Here is a 17663-nt window from a genome sequence, read left to right as displayed (position 1 = left end):
CAGGCTAGTCCTTCTTCACCTCTGGTTGCTTTGCACTTTCGGCGTCGCGAGCTACTTGGTCGCTCAACGTGCCTTGCACCATGTAGAACCAGCTTTCTGGCTTGTCATCGTATTTACCAGCCAAGATGTCGGCCGCGTCGCGAATGGTGTCTTCCAACTTGACGTACACGCCAGGGTTGCCGGTAAATTTCTCGGCCACGTGGAACGGCTGCGCCAGGAAGCGCTGGATACGGCGAGCCCGAGCGACGATTTGCTTCTGGTCGTCTGACAATTCTTCCATACCGAGGATGGCGATGATATCCTGTAGTTCCTTGTACTGCTGCAATACTCGCTGCACTTCGCGCGCCACGCGGTAGTGCTCCTCACCAACGATTTCTGGATCCAGTGAATTAGAGCTCGAATCTAGCACATCCACAGCCGGATAGATACCAATTTCCGTCAAGGCACGGTTCATCACGATGGTCGCGTCCAGGTGGGCGAAGGTCGTGGCCGGCGCTGGGTCGGTCAAGTCATCGGCTGGCACATACACCGCCTGAACAGAGGTAATCGAACCCTTTTTCGTCGAGGTGATGCGCTCCTGGAGAGCACCCATTTCCTGCTGCAAGTTTGGCTGATATCCCACGGCGCTTGGCAGACGACCAAGCAGTGCCGACACCTCAGCACCAGCCTGGGTGTAGCGGTAAATATTATCGATAAACAGCAGCACGTCCTTACCTTCGTCACGGAAGGCTTCAGCCATCGCCAAACCCGACAATGCCACGCGTAGACGTGCTCCAGGCGGCTCATTCATCTGACCAAACACCAGCGACGTTTTGTCCAGCACGCCAGCTTCTTCCATCTCATAGTAGAGGTCATTTCCTTCGCGGGTACGCTCACCAACACCAGCAAATACCGAGTTACCAGAATGGAACTTGGCAATGTTGTTGATCAACTCGGTGATCAGGACGGTTTTACCGACACCAGCACCGGCGAACAGGCCGGCTTTACCACCTTTGGCCAGCGGCGCGATCAGGTCAACAACCTTGATACCAGTTTCCAAAATCTCCGTCTTGTTCGATTGCTCGCTCAGATCCGGAGCAGGGCGGTGAATCGGCGCGGTTTTGCCCTTTGGTTGTGGCTTTTCGTCAATCGCTTCACCAACCACGTTGAACATGCGCCCCTGAGTCTCGGCGCCCACCGGCACAGAAATCGGCGCACCGGTCGCCACCACTTCCGCACCGCGAGCCAAGCCGTCAGTCGACGACAAGGCAATCGTTCGCACCGTGTGCTCATCAAGGTGCTGCGCTACCTCCAAAACCAACGTCTCTTTACCATTCTTGACATGCAACGCGTCATAAATTGCCGGTAATTTAACGTCGCGCGGAAACTCCACATCGACCACCACGCCAACGATTTGAATAATTTTTCCTAGTATTTTACTCATCAATTCCTCCTTTTACTATCTCGATTATCTCGCCATTCTTAATACCTTTTAGCGATGCCACTTCATCAATAGATAATCTCTGTATATATGCTTGCAAAAATTTATACACCTCGCTATTGCTAATGATGAGAGTAACTCCGGGAAAACGAACTACATCCTCATAGGCAGATGTGATAGTTGTTAATATCTTATCTAGCGGCCTGAGCTCACGCTCTGGTCTCGGGGATTTACCGTGCCACCCATTTCTCAACCAGTACATTAGTGCGTCGATATCAAAATCCAGCCATCGCTCATCAAAACTAATTTGTACATCATCGGATCCAGCCGTTTGAGCTATTTCCTTAGCGGCAGCCCTTGCAACAAGAAGCGGTGAAGTAATGATTCTATCAATTGTTAAATTTTTATCCAAAATACCCCGTTTAGTTCGCTGGATAGCTTCAGTGCGCAAGGATACTTTTCCTGAGAGCTGATCTTCATCGTAGCAAGCAAAATACACACTCATTGTTCCATCGCCTCCACGCCGCCAGAAATTTCTGCCAATTCCTGGGTGATCGCACCTTGGCGGGCTTTGTTCATCGCTAGCGTCAAGTCATCCACCAGATCAGACGCATTGTCCGTCGCATTCTTCATAGCCATCATCCGCATAGAGTGCTCACTGGCGCGAGCGTCCAGCAACGCCTGCAGCAATCGCGCGCCCGTCAAACGATTCGCCACGGCGTCCAGCACTTCCGGGATGCTCGGCTCGTACTTGGCATCAGAAACCGTGTTCGAGACCTCGCTCGGATCAATCAGTGCCTTGGTGCCCGCCGGCAGCAAGCGCGACAGCTCCGCTGTCTGCACCATGCTATTGACAAACCGCGTGTACACCAGCGTCACCGCATCAACCTCGCCATTTTCAAACATACTGATGGCGGTGTTCAAAATCGTATGAAAGGTCAGTCCCGACGGCTGATCTGGCAAATCTTCGTACGTACCGATAATCTTCGTATCCTTCAGACGCGAGGCAAATTGCGAAGCCCGACGGCCGATGGTCAAGGTCAAGTTCTCGATGCCGCGCTCATCATCACGCTTCAGTAACTCCAGATATTTCTTCAGGACATTGGTGTTATATGCGCCGGCTAGGCCTTTGTCGCTGGCAATGACGATAATTAGACGCTTGGTAATTTTGCGGCGCTTAAACAGTGGGTGATTATCAGTTGCACCCTGGCTGGCCAAGTAGCTCAGCAGCTCCTCGGCTGCCATAGTGTAGGGAGCCGAGGCCTTGTCCGCTTCTTGCGAACGACGCATCTTGCTAGCGGCTACGAGCTGCATCGCCTTGGTGATTTGCTTGGTCGAATCCACCGAGCGAATGCGATTTTTCAGCGCACGAGTACTCGGCATGGATTACTCCTCAAAGCCTTTCGCTGCCACTTGGGTTGCCTCGTCGATGACCCGGAGCTGTTCGTCAGTTGGCTTGGCGCCCTTGTTTAGCTCGCGCATAGCGTCCTTGGCATTGTTCCAGAGGTACGTTAGCAGACCAGCCTGCGCTTCCTTAATTTTAGCGACCGGCACACTATCAAAGGCACCGCTGGTCACTGCATGGATGCTGACAAATTGTTCCCAGACGCTCATCGGCTGGTACTGTGGCTGCTTCAGTAGCTCAGTCAGGCGCTGACCGCGGTCAATCTGCGCCTTGGTCGCATCATCCAGATCCGAGCCAAATTGCGCGAAACTAGCCAATTCACGGAACTGCGAAAGACCGAGCTTCAAGTTACCGCCGACCGACTTAACCGCCTTAGTCTGAGCGGCGCCACCAACGCGGGAGACTGATAGACCAGCGGAGATGGCTGGGCGAATACCTTGGTAGAACAGATCGGTCTCGAGGAAAATCTGACCGTCGGTAATGGAAATCACGTTGGTTGGAATGTAGGCCGAGATGTCGCCAGCCTGAGTCTCGATGATCGGCAGGGCAGTCAGTGAACCAGCGCCCAATTCGTCTGACAACTTGGCTGAACGCTCCAGCAGGCGAGAGTGCAGGTAAAACACATCACCAGGATACGCCTCGCGTCCCGGTGGACGACGGAGCAGCAGCGACATCTGACGGTAGGCCACGGCGTGCTTGGTCAAATCGTCATAAATCATCAGCGCATGGCCGCCGTTGTCGCGGAAATATTCACCCATGGCCGTACCAGCATATGGCGCCAGGTACAGCAGGGAAGCCGCGTCCGACGGGCTGGTCGCCACCACGATGGTTTGCTCCATCACGCCTTCTTCTTTCAGGCGGTCAACTAGCCGGGCAATCTTTGATAATTTCTGGCCAATCGCTACGTAGACGTTGACCACGCCGGTCTTTTGCCGCGCCTGGTTGATCATGGTGTCGATAGCAATGGCGGTCTTGCCGGTCTGGCGATCGCCGATGATCAGCTCGCGCTGGCCGCGACCAATCGGGAACATGGCGTCAATCGACATAATACCGGTCATCAATGGTTCATGCACCGACTTGCGACCCATCACGCCGATGGCTGGGCGTTCAATCAGCCCACGCTGCTTGGTCTTGATAGCTGGTCCGCCATCAAGCGGCCGACCCAGTGGGTCAACCACGCGGCCGAGCAACTCCTCGCCAACTGGCACATCCAGCACCGCACCCTTGCGGCGGACGCTGGCACCAGCCTTGACTTTTTCTTCGCCGCCGAGGATCACCGCACCGATTTCATCTTCCATCAAGTTCAGTGCAAAGGCTTCTACTGTGCCGCCATCAGTCTCAATTTCTAGCACTTCGCTGTAGCCAGCTTTACTGAGGCCGTGCACCCACGCCACGCCGTCACCAACGCGGATGACGACACCAGCGTCCTCTAGTCCTTCCGTCGCCTCCAGCTGCGCGATTTTTTCCCGCAGGCTTTTGGCTAGTTCTGTCACATCAATCTTGCTCATTTTTCCTCCTAGATTTTCTTCGCCCGCAAGTCGTTTAATTTCTTGGCAATCGTCGCGTCTATCACTTGAGTCGGCGTGGTAATTTTCACCCCACCAATCAACTCGGAGCGGATGATTTCGCGCAGGCGCACCTGAGCGATGCGATCGCTCGGGACTTCCGTATCAGGAAGTTCGACATGCTGAGTGGCACGGTCGCTACCATCTGTTTCGGGTACGCGGGCTTCGCTCCGGGCGTCCTTTCTGGATGCTCGGGCTGCAGAGCGACCCTCCACAGATGTCAGCGACTCCATACCCGAGTTAGATGATAGTAGCCGTTTAATTGCATCCTTCGTCGCCTCGTCCAGCGGTGTTGCGCTTTCCACCGTCGCCACAACCGTCCCGTGCTCGGCCAATTTCGCCTCAATATCCTGCACCAACAGATCAACCTCTCGCTCGCGCCGCTCGTGGACGATCAGCGCCGCTAATTCATCAATCACTGCTGCGTCACCCGCCAGCAGCCGCTCGGCCGCGTGTCGTGCCAACTTTCGCCGAAGCGTCCGCGCCATGACTAGGCGACCTCCTTGACCGCAGTCGCGATCAGCTTGGCGTCTGTCTTAGCATCAACTTTCTCGTGCAAAACCTTGCCCGTTGCCTCAGCCACCAATTCCAGCGTTTCATTGTGCAGCGCTTTCTTGGCCTGCTCAACTTCCTTAGCAATTTCCGCCTGTGCCGCACTGACGATGGTCTCGGACTTGGCAGTCGCCTTGGCTGCGGCTTGCTCAACGACCGAGACTGCCTCCTCGCGCGCTGCCGCCACAATATCGCTGGCCTCCGCCCGGGCTTTTCGCATCAGCTCATTGGTCATTTTTTCAGCCTTATCAGCGTTATCACGCGCCGACTGCGCCGCCTTTTCGGCTGTGCGCATGTCTTTTTCGCGCTTGTCGAGCATCGCTGCCAGTGGCGGATACACCCACTTGCGTAGAATCACCAGCAAGATCAGAAACGCTACCGTTTGTAAAATCAGCAGCTTCCAGTCAATGCCCAGTGAACTGAACAGGTCAGCCTTTTCGGCCGCGTGCGCTTCGGCACTCGCAAATTGTGTCAAAATTCTCTCCACAATTTACCCCTCAAATTACATAACTTTGCCGACGATAGCCGCCACGAAACCGATAATCGCCAGGGCGTCGATGAACGAAATACCGAGGATCATCATGGTGCGTAAATCGTTAATTTTCTCTGGATTGCGGCCAGCCGCGTTCATCGCTGCCGCGCCGACGATACCAGCGCCGATCGCTGCCAGCGCAGCCGGAATGGCGTAGGTGAGTGCAAATGCTAATTCTTTCATATAATTTCTCCTTTATTTAATACTTTACTTTTCTAATCATTCGCCGCCGCGAGTTTCGTCGTATCAGCAGGTGAATGAGCATGATCAGTCGGCTCGTGCGTGTCGTGGTGAGCCAGCCCCAGCGAAATAAATACCGTTGACAGCATAAAGAAAATATACGCTTGAATACCGCCGATAAACAACTCAAATAGATAGAACGGCTGGAGCGCCGCCGGGGAAATAAACTGCGTCAAAAAGGCGATCATGATCAGCAGCACTTCGCCGGCCAACACATTACCAAACAAACGGAAGCTCAGCCCCAGCAGGCGCGAAAACTCCGCCACCAACTCCAAAATGCCGACAAACGCCATGATCGGATCGCGCAGCGGATTGACAAAGTAACGGCCCATATTACCCTTAAAGCCAAGGTATTTGAAGGCGTACACTTGTGCAGCGACAATGGTCACGATAGCCAGGCCAAACGTCATATTCAGGTCGGCCACACCACCGCGAAACAGCGGCGTACCATGACTACCCACAGTAATCGGCCCGACAATCGGTAGCAGCCCCAGCCAATACTGCGCCACCACGAAAAAGAATATAGTGATGCACAGCGGCGCCACTCGACGCGCCCATGTCTGGTCCGGGATGACTTGGCAAACCGTATTGTACAGCCCATCAAATGTCCAGTGTACCAGCCGCGTCGCAAAATTATGCTTTTTCTTGCCCAGCACTGCCGCCCGTGTCCGAAACATCAGCCACACTAAAACGATCAGCCCCAGCGCGCCAAGCATGTGCGAATTAGTAATCGACACGCCCATAACATTCGCTACTTCATCAGCCTTGACTGAAATGTGCGGACCGGCACTGGCAAATAATTGCATCATATATTTTTACGCTCCTTTTTTCGTTTCACGCGTCCCAACTGCTTATTCACCAGCAGGTACGCGCCCAAAAAGCCAAGTACCACGCCAGCAAACATCAGCCACGGCTTCAAGCCAAATACGCTATCCAGCCATACACCTAGTAGCGTACAGCCGATGCTCGGTACAAACATCCGCCACGTTGTGTCGCCAATCGTCCCGAGAATAACCCGAGCCGCCGCCACTTCCGTCGCTGTCGTTACACCATTCTCAACACTTGGTCTCTCAGCCATTACTCTGTCACTATAGCAACATGCTATACTCTTGACAAGATGCCACGCCGAAATTACCCGAAAAACCAACCAAAATCGGCCCGAACGCTCGTCAAGCCGACGCTGACAACTACCGATCACGACACCTGCCGGCGCAAGCGCCGCTTTGCCACCGAGCAGATCGCCAGGCGAGCGGCTGATACGCAGGAGCTAGTGTCACCAAAGCTAGAATTAGACGTGTATTATTGCCGGGGGTGTGACGGCTGGCACTTAACGAGTCGCGCGTCCCGAGACTAGGTTAGCATTGCCGGAATGTCGGTACTTATGCTACAATAGAGAAAAGCCATAAGGAGGGAAGTTATGAGCGAAGATAACACGGCCAATCATCAAGACGCTAAAGTCACTGTCTACAGCACCAGCTGGTGCGCATTCTGCCACACCGAGATGGAGTGGTTGAAAAAACTCGGCATTGATTTTGTCGCCAAGGACATTGAGGCTGATCCAAGCGCCAAAGAAGAATTGCTCAGCAAGAACGGCGGCAATTTTCAAGGCGTGCCGGTAACCGATATCTGCGGCGAGATTATCCTGGGATTCGACCGGCCGAAGCTTCAGGATGCGCTGAAGAAGAATGGTTTGATAAGCGAGTAGATATCGCTATTTACGTATCAATGCCTGCTGCTTGTAACCTTACTGGCAGCAGGTTTTTCATTAGCACACTCCTTATACTGCACCGATTTGTACGACTTCGCCACCGATTGCTTGGCGGAAATAGTTATCGTGGCTGACATACAAAATGGCGCCAGAATATTTCGCCAGTGCCGTCTCTAACTCCTCGATGCTCGGTAAGTCAAGGTGGTTGGTCGGCTCGTCCAAAATCAATAGCTGCGGGTCATTCGCCAGCATGGCAATGATCTGAAAGCGTGCCTTCTGACCACCCGACAGGCGCGCCAGTGGCGTCATCCGATCCGCTTCGGTGAACAGATAATCAGCTAGTAATTGGCGAATTTTGGTATCAGAAATCGGCAGGTCGCGGCTGAGGTACAATTTCTCGATCGCTGCCTCCAATGGATCCGCCAAATACCGCTCATCAATTTCTTGCTCGTACACGCCCACCCGCACCTGCGGGTCGAGGAAGAGGTTGCCGGAGTAGAGGATAGGGGTGACGCCAGCGCCACGCTCCTGCGCTGGAGTACTCTTTTCGCTTGCATCTCCACTGGAGATACTACGCGAGCGTTCGGCTGGAGCACTCGCTATTCGCGAATGCTCCACAGCCTCCAGCGCAGGAGGTGCCGCAGTCGACGCGTTGGATGCGAGTGGCATCTCAGATTTCTTCTGAGTGCATTCGAGCTGGCTCGTCAAACTCTTTTTCTGAAGGCTTTGCCTTTCCGGCAAAGGCGTGCCAAGAGCGCCAGCTGAATCAGTTGGCGGCGCGCCGGCCTGAAGAGAAAGATGTTTGCGAGACGGGCGAGCCGAATTCTGCCGCGAATCAGAGAGGCTGGAGTACGAACCTCGCCGCTGCCCCAGCAACATCCGAATCAGCGTCGTCTTGCCAGCGCCATTGCGGCCGCGCAGCTCCACCGCTTCGCCCTCACGCAGATCAATATTTACCCCTTCAAACAATATCCGCTCGCCAACGCCAACTGCCGCATCCTCAACCCGCACCAACACATGCTGGCTGCGACTGGCCGCGTCTTTCATCGATAGGCGAATATTACGCGCCTTGAACTTGCCGTAGCGCTCAGCCGATTTATAATCAAGCTGGCCAGCCGACTCCTTATCGATCCAAAATGTCGGCTTGTCCATCTCTGATAATTCCGCCAGCTCCGCCCGTGCTTCATTTTCCAGCCGCTTAAACTTCTGGATGGTACCGGGGTTGCGCGACTTTTCCTTCAGCCGCTGATAATCCAGCACCTTTTGTTTGAGGTTGGTTATCCGCTTCTCGACCTGCTCAAAATTATTCATGCCCGCCGCCGTCGCCTGAGCGTTTTGCTTGAGGTAAGCGTCATAATTACCGCGGTAGCTGACCGCTCGGCCGTCTTTGAGTTCGACAATTCGATCCACCCGACCCAGCACATCGCGGTCGTGGGTGATGATCAGCATGGCCTGGCGCGGCTGCGAACTCATCCAGTCGATGAACTGCTGCTTGGCCACATAATCCATGTGATTGGTCGGCTCGTCAATCAGCGCCAAATGCGCCTCCGCATGCATAATCTTCACGATCTCCACCAGCCGCTTCTGACCACCCGACAGGGAACCAAGCGGCCGCTCGCCACACCCGCTCAGCTGAAAATTATCAAGCTCCCGCCCAATCTTCTCCTCAATCTGATAAAACCCTTTCTGGTCAAATCGCTCCAGCGCCTGAGTATACTCCTCGATTTTGCGCATATTATCGCCCATGGTCTCGGGATATTCATCAATAATTTTCTTTAAGCTCGCATATTCCGGTAGCCCCGCCAAAATGTAGCTCAGCACCGTCTGATCGCCCAGACCATGATGCTCCTGCGCCGTACTGGCCACGGTGATGCCGCGCCGGAAAATCACCTCACCGGTGTAGTCGGTATCCGTGCCCGCCAAAACCCCAAACAGCGTCGACTTACCAACGCCATTGCGACCGACCACGCCAATTTTCTCGCCGTCGTCCACGCTAAACTTGACGTCACGCATCAACGTCTTGTCGCCAAAACTCTTCTCGGTGATGTGAATGTCGGCTATCATGCTTGGGATATTGTAGCATATTACCCCTATGACCGAGGTGATGGACCGTTCTTGAATTGATAGAGTCGCATCTGGTACAAACGCAAATATGATATGATACTGTTATGGGTATACACGACAAACCGCCAACAAACACGGCAAAAACGCCGGAAGCGATAGAGACCATCATGAAAGGATATGAGTCGCGCCTCGATGATATCTTTGCTCAAGCCAAAGACGCGTTAGGTGATCCAGAAATACATGAATCCCGAAAAATTACGATAAACAACCTAAAGCGCATGACAGCCCTCATCCTGTACGCCAGACACCGTATCCCAACGGATGAAATTACCAAGAATATGAACGAGGCGATTGAGGGCTTCGTTTGTGATCGTGATGCTGACGGCGAGCTAATTGAAGGTACGCTCAACAACACGATGCTGCAGCTGATTGTTGATATACATAAGGCCAAAGACAGGACCAATAGAAAGAATCGTGCTTGGAAAGATCAGTGGTCAAGTGGTATCAAACAACTAGGAATAGTAGCCGCCGTGCGAGTCAGCGCTCTGACGGATGAACCACCTTTGACGGTTGATGATCACTAAATATTCGGTAGACACGTGTACGCCAATTACATAATACCCGATGCTTTCAGCTACAAAGTGCAGCATACGGCATGCTTCGATACATACGTTGTTATTGCTTTTTAAATTATTTTATGTTATAGTTAAAAACTATGGAAACCATGAGTAAAAACCGCCCAGCACGCATGCAGGAGATCCCTCGTCTCACTGACGACATGGGGCAAACACACCCAACAATTAACGCCATACGAGATAAGTGTAAAGAGGTCGACAAGAGAGACGACCCTAATTACGTCTTGAGTTTTGCCGATAGTCTCAATGTTATTGGCTACGTTGCCAAAGTGGCAGCAACTGGCGACCGTGAGGCGGCACAAAACGCTCTTATAGAGTTCAATGTAGCTACCGGTAAATACAGCGAAGAGTTGTACAATGATATCCAAGATACGGCCACATCTGTATTTGCCTATATTGCTGTAGTTAGAGAACGACTCCCCAAAGAGAAACTGGACAGCAACCTTGAGTATCTACTAACAACACTGGATGACTACTCCAAGAAACTCGAATATAATGACAGCGTTATAAAACAATTTAAAGAATTTTCTGCGGTAGAAGCAGAAATGGAAAAACGCCGTAGTAAGCTAACGAGGTTACTCACAGAAAGGACTAAGCTGTTAGCAAAAGTAAACGACGTTGAGGACGAATTAACTAAACTAGCAGGCTAGCGCTAATAATCAAATCGAAATTTATTGGTATAAAAGTATGAATATAGAGACGGCACCACGAGCATCACAAGAGCCAACAGATAAAAGATACCCAGCCAGCGGCACTAGCGTTGGTGCACCGTCTGAGCACGAACTTGATATAGTTAATCCAAACGAAATTTACATAGTCGACGCCCCAGACAAACTTGATGTGATCGGACAGCAAAATTCTAAGCCCTCCAAACCCTGAGCAGGCAATGCTATGCCTCGTTTACGCAGAGATTGTTATTGAAGCTATCCAAAACATCCTCGAAAGTGAGCTAGCTGGACTACTAGACAATACAGAAGGAAAGAATCGCTTAGCGCGTCAAGTGTTGTTAAATGAAGCAGGACTTCCAGGCCCCCTTCCGCTTATTTTTACATCAGACAAGTCAGGGTTACTTCGCCAATTATATTACGAGTCTCTGGATCGTGTTGATAGCATATATCATGATGATGAATTAGATGTGTCGCAAAAGCAAGCAGCCCTGGGAGAAATCGCAGATGTCATGAATAAGCTACAGGTTAGTATGATGATTCTAGCAAAAGAGGAAATTACCACACCGGAAGATCCCAATGAAAGACTTCTCTCGCTTCTAGATCAGATGCAACGGGACGCAGCCCAGACAGACCAATCCTCTTCTAGCTAAGGCTCCATCCTACATGCTACAATAATTCACGTGACCAAGCCCACCAAGACCAAAAAACCGTCCACTCAAGCCGTCGTGAATCGCCGAGCGCGATTTGACTATGAGTTGGGCGAGGAGATTGTGGCCGGGCTGGTACTGACGGGCATGGAGGTGCGCGCGGCCAGGGAAGGGCATGTCCAGCTCAAAGGTGCATTCGTTAGCCTGCGCGGCGGTGAGTTGTGGCTGAACAATGCTAGTTTTTCGCTGCGACTTAATGTTCGCGGTCAAGCCAACGCCCGTAGCATTGATACCTCAGCGCGGAAATTATTAGTCAGCAAGCGCCAATTAACGCGCTTTTCTGAGGCCAAACAGCAAGGCATGACCATCGTGCCGACCAAATTACTGACCAGCGGCAAATTTATCAAGGTAGTCATCGCCCTCGCCAGAGGCAAAAAAACCTACGACAAGCGCGAAACCATCAAGCGCCGCGATCAAGAGCGCGAGACGCGGCGGCAGCTTTCTGGGCGATAACCCGACGGTATAATTTCTCTAATTTGCGAACTTGGCGGCGCTCGGTGAATGTGGCCGCTAATTTTTTGCTCTCGGCGCCAAACTTTGCTCGGCGCGCTGGCGAACGCAGCAGTGTAATGATAGCATCCGCCATGTTCTTGGGCCGATTTTTCACGAATATACCATTCACGCCGTCACGCACCACCTCTGATACTTGCGTGTCAATGATGACAATCGGCTTGCGGGCGTGCGCCGCTTCGTGTAGTACCCAGCCCTGCGTATCCTTGAGTGACGGGAAGCAAAACACATCCAGCGCCTGATAGGCTACGCCTAATTCCTCGCGCGGCAGAGCGCCGGTAAAGATGATCCGATCAGCGTACTTACTCTCGGCCGCCATCGCCTCAAGCTTTTTGCGGTACTCGAAATCGCCAACGAACAGCAGCTTGGATTTGGGGCGAGCCTTGGCGACGTACTTGTCAAAGGCCTGGATCAAAATCGGCAAGTTTTTCTCTTCGCCCAGCCGCCCGATGAAACCAAATACTTCATCAGATGCCCTGAGACCCCACTGCGCCCGAAAGGCCTTGAGCTGAGCCGCTGACGGCCGCGGCAGAGCATTGACACCATTTGGCAGCAATGTCAAATCATACAGATGCTCGTCATCCTGCCAACCGCTGAGCTGAGCCACGCTTTTACGGCTGAGGGCGATGACGGCGTCGGCTTTACTGTAGAGAATAGTGATGACGCGCTCGATGATGGCCCGGTTCCATTTGGTGATACCACGCGGCCGATATAGCTTGACCAGTTCAAATAAATCACGGCCCCTCAGTTTAATCGACAGTGGTAGCACCACGCCAGCCAGCGTCAAAATCCCCGGCAGTACCGCCGGATAGTGCTCGGCAAATTCGTACATGTCGGTGCAGTGCTGGATGACCAAAGGGATCTGCTGCTTGTGCGCTGCGCTGACGCCAACCAGCCCGATTTGCGACGGCGTAAAGATGTGCACGATGTCCAGCTCCAGCTCTTTGATGCGGCGCTGCACCGCCGGCGGGAAGAACACCGACGTATCGTAATCATCAAAAAACGCACCCTTGATCGACGGAAAGCGGACGATGTGCGAATCCGGATCTTCGTTGAGCAGCTCAGCCTGCTTGGCCGGATTTATCGACTTGGCGGGGCAGAACACATAGACGTCATGACCCAGCGCCTCGAGCTCGCGCTTGAGCGACTCGACCACAAAGACGATGCCGTTAATCGACGGTCGATAGGTATCAGTGAATAAACCTACACGCATACAATTCTGCCATTATATCACAAGATGGTATAATAGGGTAAGTTATGAGGAGACAGCAGCGACTGCGGATCGCATTGGTGACTGACGATTTTTATCCGGCATCTGGCGGTATCGGACGGTCGATCCAGACGCAAATTAGCGAACTGGTTAGCTTGGGGCACGAGGTGACCCTGCTCGCGCCGCGACATTTTTTGGAGCGACCAACTGGCTGCACAACCATCGCTGTGCCCTCATTCTACATCCCCGGTACGCCCTCGCACATGTGCGTCCTCAAATGCGGCCGGCGTAGCGCCTGGCGTATCTGCCGCCAGCACCGCTTTGATATCATCCACAGCCAAACGGAGCGGGGCGGCCTGATGTTGGCAGCGCGCATCGCCAAAGAGCAGGACATCCCTCACATTCACACCTTTCACGCCAATCTCGCCGGCACCCACACGTCGCAGCCGTTCGGTGCGTTTTGGGGGTCGATGGCTTATCTGTTTTTGATCAATCCAATGATTTCGATGATCGCTGATAAACGGCTTGACCAGCCAGTATTCTTTGCACCGAAAAGCCCCGACGCACCGGGGATCTTGGCCCGATTTGACTGGCACACCATGGCGACCGTCGCCTCGCGCGTCGATGCTTTCACTGCGCCGGCTGACTTTATGACCCAACGAATCAGCGACTGCGCATCGTGGCTGGACGAGCGCTCGCACATCGTACCGACCGGTGTCAACCCTACTCTCAGCCACGCCATTGCCCATACAGAACGCCACCGCACCGACCGTACCATCCGCTTTTTGAGCGTCTGCCGCCTGGCGCCTGAAAAACGCGTCGACGCCATTATCCGCGCCTTTGTCAAAGCCGACCTGCCAAACGCCGAACTGCACATCATCGGTGACGGCAAACAGCTCAAGCTCCGACTGCTCGCCGAAAAACACCAGGGCATTGTCTTTCACGGACATGTCTCGTGCGTCAAGCAGATGGCTGAGGCGTTCGTCAATGCCGACGTCTTTGTCCTGGCCTCACACGGCTTTGACACTCAGGCCATGACCATCGGTGAAGCGGTGACTGCGGGACTGCCGATCATCTACTGCGACCCGCGACTAACCGTCGGCACCACGAAAGATAACAGTATCTTAGCGCGCGACCCGTCAGTCGAGCAATTGGCGGCGGCGATGTGTCAAATGGCCGACGATACACGGCGCCGTCAGATGGCGCACGCTTCATCACGCCTGGCGTCTGAGCTCAGCCCGGAACATATGACCAGCCAATATCTAACAATTTACCGCGACTTGATAGCACGTACGGTATAATAGGTTTATGCGATTATTCTCTTGGAACGTCAATGGCATCCGCGCCGTCATCAACAAGGGTGAGTTTGCCCGTTTTCTGCAGACGTACGATCCAGACATTGTATGCCTGCAAGAAACTAAGGCCGCCCGCGACCAGGTAGAAATCGATTTGCCCGAGTATCACGAGCATTTCTATTCAGCCGCCAAAAAAGGCTATTCCGGCACAGCGATTTTCTCAAAAATCCGGCCGCTACACTGGCGCGACGGGCTGCCGCCACACATCATTGAGCGGTTTAATTTAACCGGCGATCAGTATGGCAATCCGGCGGACGAGGGGCGTATCATCACTGCCGAGTTCGACGATTTTTGGGTGGTGACCTGTTATACACCAAATTCGAAAGGGGATTTAAGCCGGCTGAAATTACGTCATGAACAATGGGATCCGGCAGTGCTGGCCTATCTGGAGGAATTGGAGCTAGTCAAGCCAGTGCTATACTGCGGCGATATGAACGTGGCGCATCAAGAAATTGACCTGGCAAATCCAAAGCCTAATGTCGGCAAGCACGGCTTCACTGACGAGGAGCGGGAAGGTTTTCAGAATTATCTGGACGCTGGATTTGTCGATACCTTCCGGGCAGCTTTCCCTGAGAAGACCGAAGCTTACACCTGGTGGACGCACTGGGCCAACGCCCGGGCGCGCAATGTCGGCTGGCGGATTGACTATTGGCTAGCATCGCGCGAAATCGCCGGGCGTGTCAAAAATCCTGAGATTCACGCCGAACAAATGGGCAGTGACCACTGCCCGGTGAGCATCGAGGTTGAGGTATGAAAATTACCAAACGCTTGAGGGAACGTAAGCTGCTCCTTGGCCTGGGTGCCGTGCTGATCATCGCCAGTAGTGCTGTAGCGACTTATTTCACCCTCCGTCATTTCAACCCGCCGCGTACCACTGCCCAGCAGCCTATCAGCCAAGAGCAGCCCGCGCCGACACCCAAAGAAAAAGATCCCGACAGCCCGAAAACTCCAGCACCAGCTGCACCAATTACCATCGCTCTGCCAAACGCTACACCGATCCCCGCTCGCATTGTCAACAGTGCCGATGACGCCGATCTCTGGAAAATTGCTAACAAATCCCGAGCCTTCGCCAATCCTCGCTATCAGCCCAGCGACCTCCGCCTCGTCAGCGTGCCGACATTACCCGGCCGCGGTCAGGATGAGCGCTCGCTCCGCGCCGTCCTCATGCCTGATCTCGAGAAATTAGTCGCCGCTGCCCGCGCCGCCGGCGTCACCCTCCGCGTCGGCTCAGGCTACCGCAGTTACGCCACCCAAGCCTCACTCTTTGCCAGCTACGCCCGCCGACATGGCGAGGCCGAAGCCAGCCGCTTTAGCTCGCGCCCCGGCCACAGCGAACACCAATCAGGCCTAGCCGTCGACTTTGCTGGCGCCGATCAAACCTGCTGGGTGGATGATTGTTTCGAACGAACCACCGCCGGCAAATGGCTAGCCGCTCATGCCCACGAATACGGTTTTATTCTGCGCTACCCGAAGGGTAAGGAATCGATCACCGGCTATCAATACGAGCCATGGCATTTTCGCTACGTCGGGCGGGAACTAGCGGGCGCTCTGCATCAGTCGGGCTTGACGATGGAGGAGGCTTGGTCGTATATTGAAGAAGCAATGACCAAACTCAAACAGCGAGGAACACAATAAATGAAGCACGGGGTGGGGCGCGCAGTCGTGGCCATGGTTTTGGCGGCCTGGACGACACTAACACTACTGATGATCAATGGCGGCACGCAGCTCGTCAACCAAACGTCGGCGTCGGTCGCTAATTCGCCGCTGTATAATTTTCAGCCGGTCACCATCCGCCTTGACCGCACCAATCGCGACTTGACCTTTCCGTCGTGGAAGTATTTACAAACCGGGAAAATCTGGTCTTATGTCTCGGGCAAGCAAGGCATCGACCCAGCCTTTGAGCCGCCGCTGACTGATATTACTGATGGCACACCAGCGTGGATAGATGATAAGCGCGTGCAACCGATGGTTAAAGAGCCACTGGAGCAACTACGTCAGGCTGCAACCAAAGCCAAGCTGCCGGTCCTCGTCTCTAGCGCTTACCGCTCCGGCACCGCCCAAGCCAAAGTCCGCACTGAAACCACCGCCAAAAACGGCGCCGCCCACACTGACGAATATGTCGCCAAGCCTGGCCACAGCGAGCATCAGCTGGGCCTAGCGGTTGACTTAACCAGCTTTTCCGAGAAATGCAAGGCCCGCTTCAGCGACTGCGCACTTGATCCAAAAACCGCCGGCTGGCTCGCCACCCACGCCCACGAATACGGTTTTATTCTGCGCTATCCGAAGGGCAAGGAAAAAATCACCGGCATCGCCAGCGAAGCCTGGCACTTCCGCTATGTCGGCAAAGACCTAGCCAGCCTCATCCACGAATCAGGGCTGACCTTTGACGAAGTGTACCAAAACATGGTCAAATTACGCGACAATACATCAGTTGCCAAGTAATCTCATTCATGATATAGTAAGCTCATGTCAGAGCTCGCCCCTCCCGTGATTACTCAACTAGCCACCGAAGCGTCGCCTGGCACACGATGCCAAGAAGCGACCATTACCTTTCCTGTTAGGGATGACGAGGTGCTACTCGGTATGAAAAAGCGTGGGCATGGCGTCAACTATCTCAATGGGTTTGGCGGTAAACTTCAGCCAGGAGAGACTCCACTCGACGCCACCGTCCGTGAGCTCAAAGAAGAATCCGGTCTCGAGGCAGACCCCAGTGCCATTGAGCCGACGGGCATCTTGACTGTTATGGGAAGCGGCAAGCCGATGGTCATTTACTTGTCGCGCTGCCTCAGTTGGCAGGGAACGCCCGAGGAGACGGAGGAGATGCGGCCAGCATGGTTTACTGTCGGCCATAAGCTCACAAACGGAACACTCGTCAACCACTTGCCCCTGGAAACAATGTGGCCAAATGACAGGCTTTGGATCATCGCGGCTATCCTTGGACGCAAAGCTTGCTATGACCTCACCATAACCGACAGCCTGGCAACACTTCAGACTGCACGGCCTCACGCTGATGATCCATGGCAGCCTCATCAGCCTCGGCTACCAGAGAGCATACATCAAACCCTATCAATGTAGCGCGCCAGCTAAGTTGC

23 protein-coding genes are annotated in these 17663 nt (G+C 53.7%); 12 read left to right on the top strand and 11 right to left on the bottom strand.

Going from position 1 to position 17663, the window contains the following annotated elements:
* Nucleotides 1–4: 4 nt before the first annotated feature.
* From atpD to GWK78_01785, 9 genes are all read right to left on the bottom strand, one after another.
* Nucleotides 5–1423: a F0F1 ATP synthase subunit beta gene (gene atpD, locus GWK78_01825; protein QHU93766.1), complete on the bottom strand. Its 1419-nt coding sequence runs from the start codon at nt 1421–1423 to the stop codon at nt 5–7.
* Nucleotides 1416–1925, bottom strand: coding sequence for a hypothetical protein (locus tag GWK78_01820; protein ID QHU93765.1), 510 nt, complete (start codon nt 1923–1925; stop codon nt 1416–1418). The genes atpD and GWK78_01820 overlap by 8 nt, the downstream gene beginning before the upstream one ends.
* Nucleotides 1922–2803 (bottom strand): ATP synthase F1 subunit gamma, encoded by an 882-nt coding sequence (gene atpG, locus GWK78_01815; GenBank protein QHU93764.1) that lies wholly within the window; start codon nt 2801–2803, stop codon nt 1922–1924. The genes GWK78_01820 and atpG overlap by 4 nt, the downstream gene beginning before the upstream one ends.
* A gap of 3 nt (nt 2804–2806) precedes the next feature.
* Nucleotides 2807–4333: a F0F1 ATP synthase subunit alpha gene (locus tag GWK78_01810; protein ID QHU93763.1), complete on the bottom strand. Its 1527-nt coding sequence runs from the start codon at nt 4331–4333 to the stop codon at nt 2807–2809.
* An 8-nt stretch (nt 4334–4341) separates the two neighbouring features.
* Nucleotides 4342–4878, bottom strand: a complete 537-nt coding sequence (locus tag GWK78_01805) for a hypothetical protein (protein ID QHU93762.1) — start codon at nt 4876–4878, stop codon at nt 4342–4344.
* A 2-nt stretch (nt 4879–4880) separates the two neighbouring features.
* Nucleotides 4881–5429 carry a F0F1 ATP synthase subunit B gene (gene atpF, locus GWK78_01800; protein QHU93761.1) on the bottom strand — a complete coding sequence of 183 codons (549 nt, stop codon included), beginning with the start codon at nt 5427–5429 and terminating at the stop codon, nt 4881–4883.
* Nucleotides 5430–5444: 15 nt separating this feature from the next.
* Nucleotides 5445–5657, bottom strand: a complete 213-nt coding sequence (locus GWK78_01795) for a H(+)-transporting ATPase (protein QHU93760.1) — start codon at nt 5655–5657, stop codon at nt 5445–5447.
* 32 nt (nt 5658–5689) lie between these two features.
* Nucleotides 5690–6457 (bottom strand): F0F1 ATP synthase subunit A, encoded by a 768-nt coding sequence (locus tag GWK78_01790; protein QHU94261.1) that lies wholly within the window; start codon nt 6455–6457, stop codon nt 5690–5692.
* Between the two features lie 62 nt (nt 6458–6519).
* Nucleotides 6520–6792, bottom strand: a complete 273-nt coding sequence (locus tag GWK78_01785; protein ID QHU93759.1) for a hypothetical protein — start codon at nt 6790–6792, stop codon at nt 6520–6522.
* Between the two features lie 39 nt (nt 6793–6831).
* Here GWK78_01785 and GWK78_01780 point away from each other — a divergent pair, with 39 nt between their 5' ends.
* The gene (locus GWK78_01780) at nt 6832–7068 is read left to right on the top strand and encodes a hypothetical protein (protein ID QHU93758.1); all 237 of its coding nucleotides are present in this window, start codon (nt 6832–6834) and stop codon (nt 7066–7068) included.
* 63 nt (nt 7069–7131) lie between these two features.
* Complete coding sequence (locus tag GWK78_01775) at nt 7132–7419, top strand: NrdH-redoxin (protein ID QHU93757.1); 288 nt, start codon at nt 7132–7134, stop codon at nt 7417–7419.
* Between the two features lie 72 nt (nt 7420–7491).
* Here GWK78_01775 and GWK78_01770 read toward each other — a convergent pair whose 3' ends face one another.
* Nucleotides 7492–9486 (bottom strand): ATP-binding cassette domain-containing protein, encoded by a 1995-nt coding sequence (locus GWK78_01770; GenBank protein ID QHU93756.1) that lies wholly within the window; start codon nt 9484–9486, stop codon nt 7492–7494.
* A gap of 104 nt (nt 9487–9590) precedes the next feature.
* Here GWK78_01770 and GWK78_01765 point away from each other — a divergent pair, with 104 nt between their 5' ends.
* The 5 genes from GWK78_01765 to smpB all read left to right on the top strand — a co-directional run bounded on the left by GWK78_01765 (nt 9591) and on the right by smpB (nt 11949).
* Complete coding sequence (locus tag GWK78_01765; GenBank protein ID QHU93755.1) at nt 9591–10070, top strand: hypothetical protein; 480 nt, start codon at nt 9591–9593, stop codon at nt 10068–10070.
* 131 nt (nt 10071–10201) lie between these two features.
* Complete coding sequence (locus GWK78_01760) at nt 10202–10771, top strand: hypothetical protein (GenBank protein ID QHU93754.1); 570 nt, start codon at nt 10202–10204, stop codon at nt 10769–10771.
* Nucleotides 10772–10808: 37 nt separating this feature from the next.
* On the top strand, nt 10809–11000 hold the full coding sequence (locus GWK78_01755) for a hypothetical protein (protein ID QHU93753.1): 192 nt from the start codon (nt 10809–10811) through the stop codon (nt 10998–11000).
* A gap of 7 nt (nt 11001–11007) precedes the next feature.
* Nucleotides 11008–11439, top strand: a complete 432-nt coding sequence (locus tag GWK78_01750; protein QHU93752.1) for a hypothetical protein — start codon at nt 11008–11010, stop codon at nt 11437–11439.
* A gap of 30 nt (nt 11440–11469) precedes the next feature.
* A complete protein-coding gene (gene smpB / locus GWK78_01745; GenBank protein ID QHU93751.1) occupies nt 11470–11949 on the top strand; it encodes an SsrA-binding protein SmpB in 480 nt (159 codons plus the stop codon).
* Here the strand turns inward: smpB and GWK78_01740 are convergent.
* The gene (locus GWK78_01740; GenBank protein QHU93750.1) at nt 11897–13219 is read right to left on the bottom strand and encodes a glycosyltransferase; all 1323 of its coding nucleotides are present in this window, start codon (nt 13217–13219) and stop codon (nt 11897–11899) included. The genes smpB and GWK78_01740 overlap by 53 nt on opposite strands.
* A 44-nt stretch (nt 13220–13263) precedes the next feature.
* Between GWK78_01740 and GWK78_01735 the strand changes: the two genes are divergently transcribed.
* The 5 genes from GWK78_01735 to GWK78_01715 are packed head-to-tail and all read left to right on the top strand — an operon-like array spanning nt 13264 to nt 17646.
* Complete coding sequence (locus GWK78_01735) at nt 13264–14517, top strand: glycosyltransferase (GenBank protein ID QHU93749.1); 1254 nt, start codon at nt 13264–13266, stop codon at nt 14515–14517.
* A gap of 7 nt (nt 14518–14524) precedes the next feature.
* On the top strand, nt 14525–15325 hold the full coding sequence (gene xth / locus GWK78_01730) for an exodeoxyribonuclease III (GenBank protein QHU93748.1): 801 nt from the start codon (nt 14525–14527) through the stop codon (nt 15323–15325).
* On the top strand, nt 15322–16206 hold the full coding sequence (locus GWK78_01725) for a D-alanyl-D-alanine carboxypeptidase family protein (protein ID QHU93747.1): 885 nt from the start codon (nt 15322–15324) through the stop codon (nt 16204–16206). The genes xth and GWK78_01725 overlap by 4 nt, the downstream gene beginning before the upstream one ends.
* Complete coding sequence (locus GWK78_01720) at nt 16207–17013, top strand: hypothetical protein (GenBank protein ID QHU93746.1); 807 nt, start codon at nt 16207–16209, stop codon at nt 17011–17013.
* 24 nt (nt 17014–17037) lie between these two features.
* Entirely contained in the window at nt 17038–17646 is a 609-nt protein-coding gene (locus tag GWK78_01715; protein ID QHU93745.1) for an NUDIX domain-containing protein, read from the top strand.
* Nucleotides 17647–17663 lie beyond the last annotated feature (17 nt).

The sequence above is a fragment of the Candidatus Saccharibacteria bacterium oral taxon 488 genome (assembly GCA_010202845.1).
GTDB lineage: Bacteria > Patescibacteriota > Saccharimonadia > Saccharimonadales > Saccharimonadaceae > Nanosynbacter.
Note: the sequence above shows the minus strand (reverse complement) of the source record. Positions and strands in the feature narration are given on the sequence as shown.

Bases quoted from the DNA above. Each gene is read 5' to 3' on its own strand.
- atpD (QHU93766.1), bottom strand. From the start codon at position 1,423: ATGAGTAAAATACTAGGAAAAATTATTCAAATCGTTGGCGTGGTGGTC.
- GWK78_01820 (QHU93765.1), bottom strand. From the start codon at position 1,925: ATGAGTGTGTATTTTGCTTGCTACGATGAAGATCAGCTCTCAGGAAAA.
- atpG (QHU93764.1), bottom strand. From the start codon at position 2,803: ATGCCGAGTACTCGTGCGCTGAAAAATCGCATTCGCTCGGTGGATTCG.
- GWK78_01810 (QHU93763.1), bottom strand. From the start codon at position 4,333: ATGAGCAAGATTGATGTGACAGAACTAGCCAAAAGCCTGCGGGAAAAA.
- GWK78_01805 (QHU93762.1), bottom strand. From the start codon at position 4,878: ATGGCGCGGACGCTTCGGCGAAAGTTGGCACGACACGCGGCCGAGCGG.
- GWK78_01795 (QHU93760.1), bottom strand. From the start codon at position 5,657: ATGAAAGAATTAGCATTTGCACTCACCTACGCCATTCCGGCTGCGCTG.
- GWK78_01790 (QHU94261.1), bottom strand. From the start codon at position 6,457: ATGGGCGTGTCGATTACTAATTCGCACATGCTTGGCGCGCTGGGGCTG.
- GWK78_01785 (QHU93759.1), bottom strand. From the start codon at position 6,792: ATGGCTGAGAGACCAAGTGTTGAGAATGGTGTAACGACAGCGACGGAA.
- GWK78_01780 (QHU93758.1), top strand. From the start codon at position 6,832: ATGCCACGCCGAAATTACCCGAAAAACCAACCAAAATCGGCCCGAACG.
- GWK78_01775 (QHU93757.1), top strand. From the start codon at position 7,132: ATGAGCGAAGATAACACGGCCAATCATCAAGACGCTAAAGTCACTGTC.
- GWK78_01770 (QHU93756.1), bottom strand. From the start codon at position 9,486: ATGATAGCCGACATTCACATCACCGAGAAGAGTTTTGGCGACAAGACG.
- GWK78_01765 (QHU93755.1), top strand. From the start codon at position 9,591: ATGGGTATACACGACAAACCGCCAACAAACACGGCAAAAACGCCGGAA.
- GWK78_01760 (QHU93754.1), top strand. From the start codon at position 10,202: ATGGAAACCATGAGTAAAAACCGCCCAGCACGCATGCAGGAGATCCCT.
- GWK78_01755 (QHU93753.1), top strand. From the start codon at position 10,809: ATGAATATAGAGACGGCACCACGAGCATCACAAGAGCCAACAGATAAA.
- GWK78_01750 (QHU93752.1), top strand. From the start codon at position 11,008: ATGCTATGCCTCGTTTACGCAGAGATTGTTATTGAAGCTATCCAAAAC.
- GWK78_01740 (QHU93750.1), bottom strand. From the start codon at position 13,219: ATGCGTGTAGGTTTATTCACTGATACCTATCGACCGTCGATTAACGGC.
- GWK78_01735 (QHU93749.1), top strand. From the start codon at position 13,264: ATGAGGAGACAGCAGCGACTGCGGATCGCATTGGTGACTGACGATTTT.
- xth (QHU93748.1), top strand. From the start codon at position 14,525: ATGCGATTATTCTCTTGGAACGTCAATGGCATCCGCGCCGTCATCAAC.
- GWK78_01725 (QHU93747.1), top strand. From the start codon at position 15,322: ATGAAAATTACCAAACGCTTGAGGGAACGTAAGCTGCTCCTTGGCCTG.
- GWK78_01720 (QHU93746.1), top strand. From the start codon at position 16,207: ATGAAGCACGGGGTGGGGCGCGCAGTCGTGGCCATGGTTTTGGCGGCC.
- GWK78_01715 (QHU93745.1), top strand. From the start codon at position 17,038: ATGTCAGAGCTCGCCCCTCCCGTGATTACTCAACTAGCCACCGAAGCG.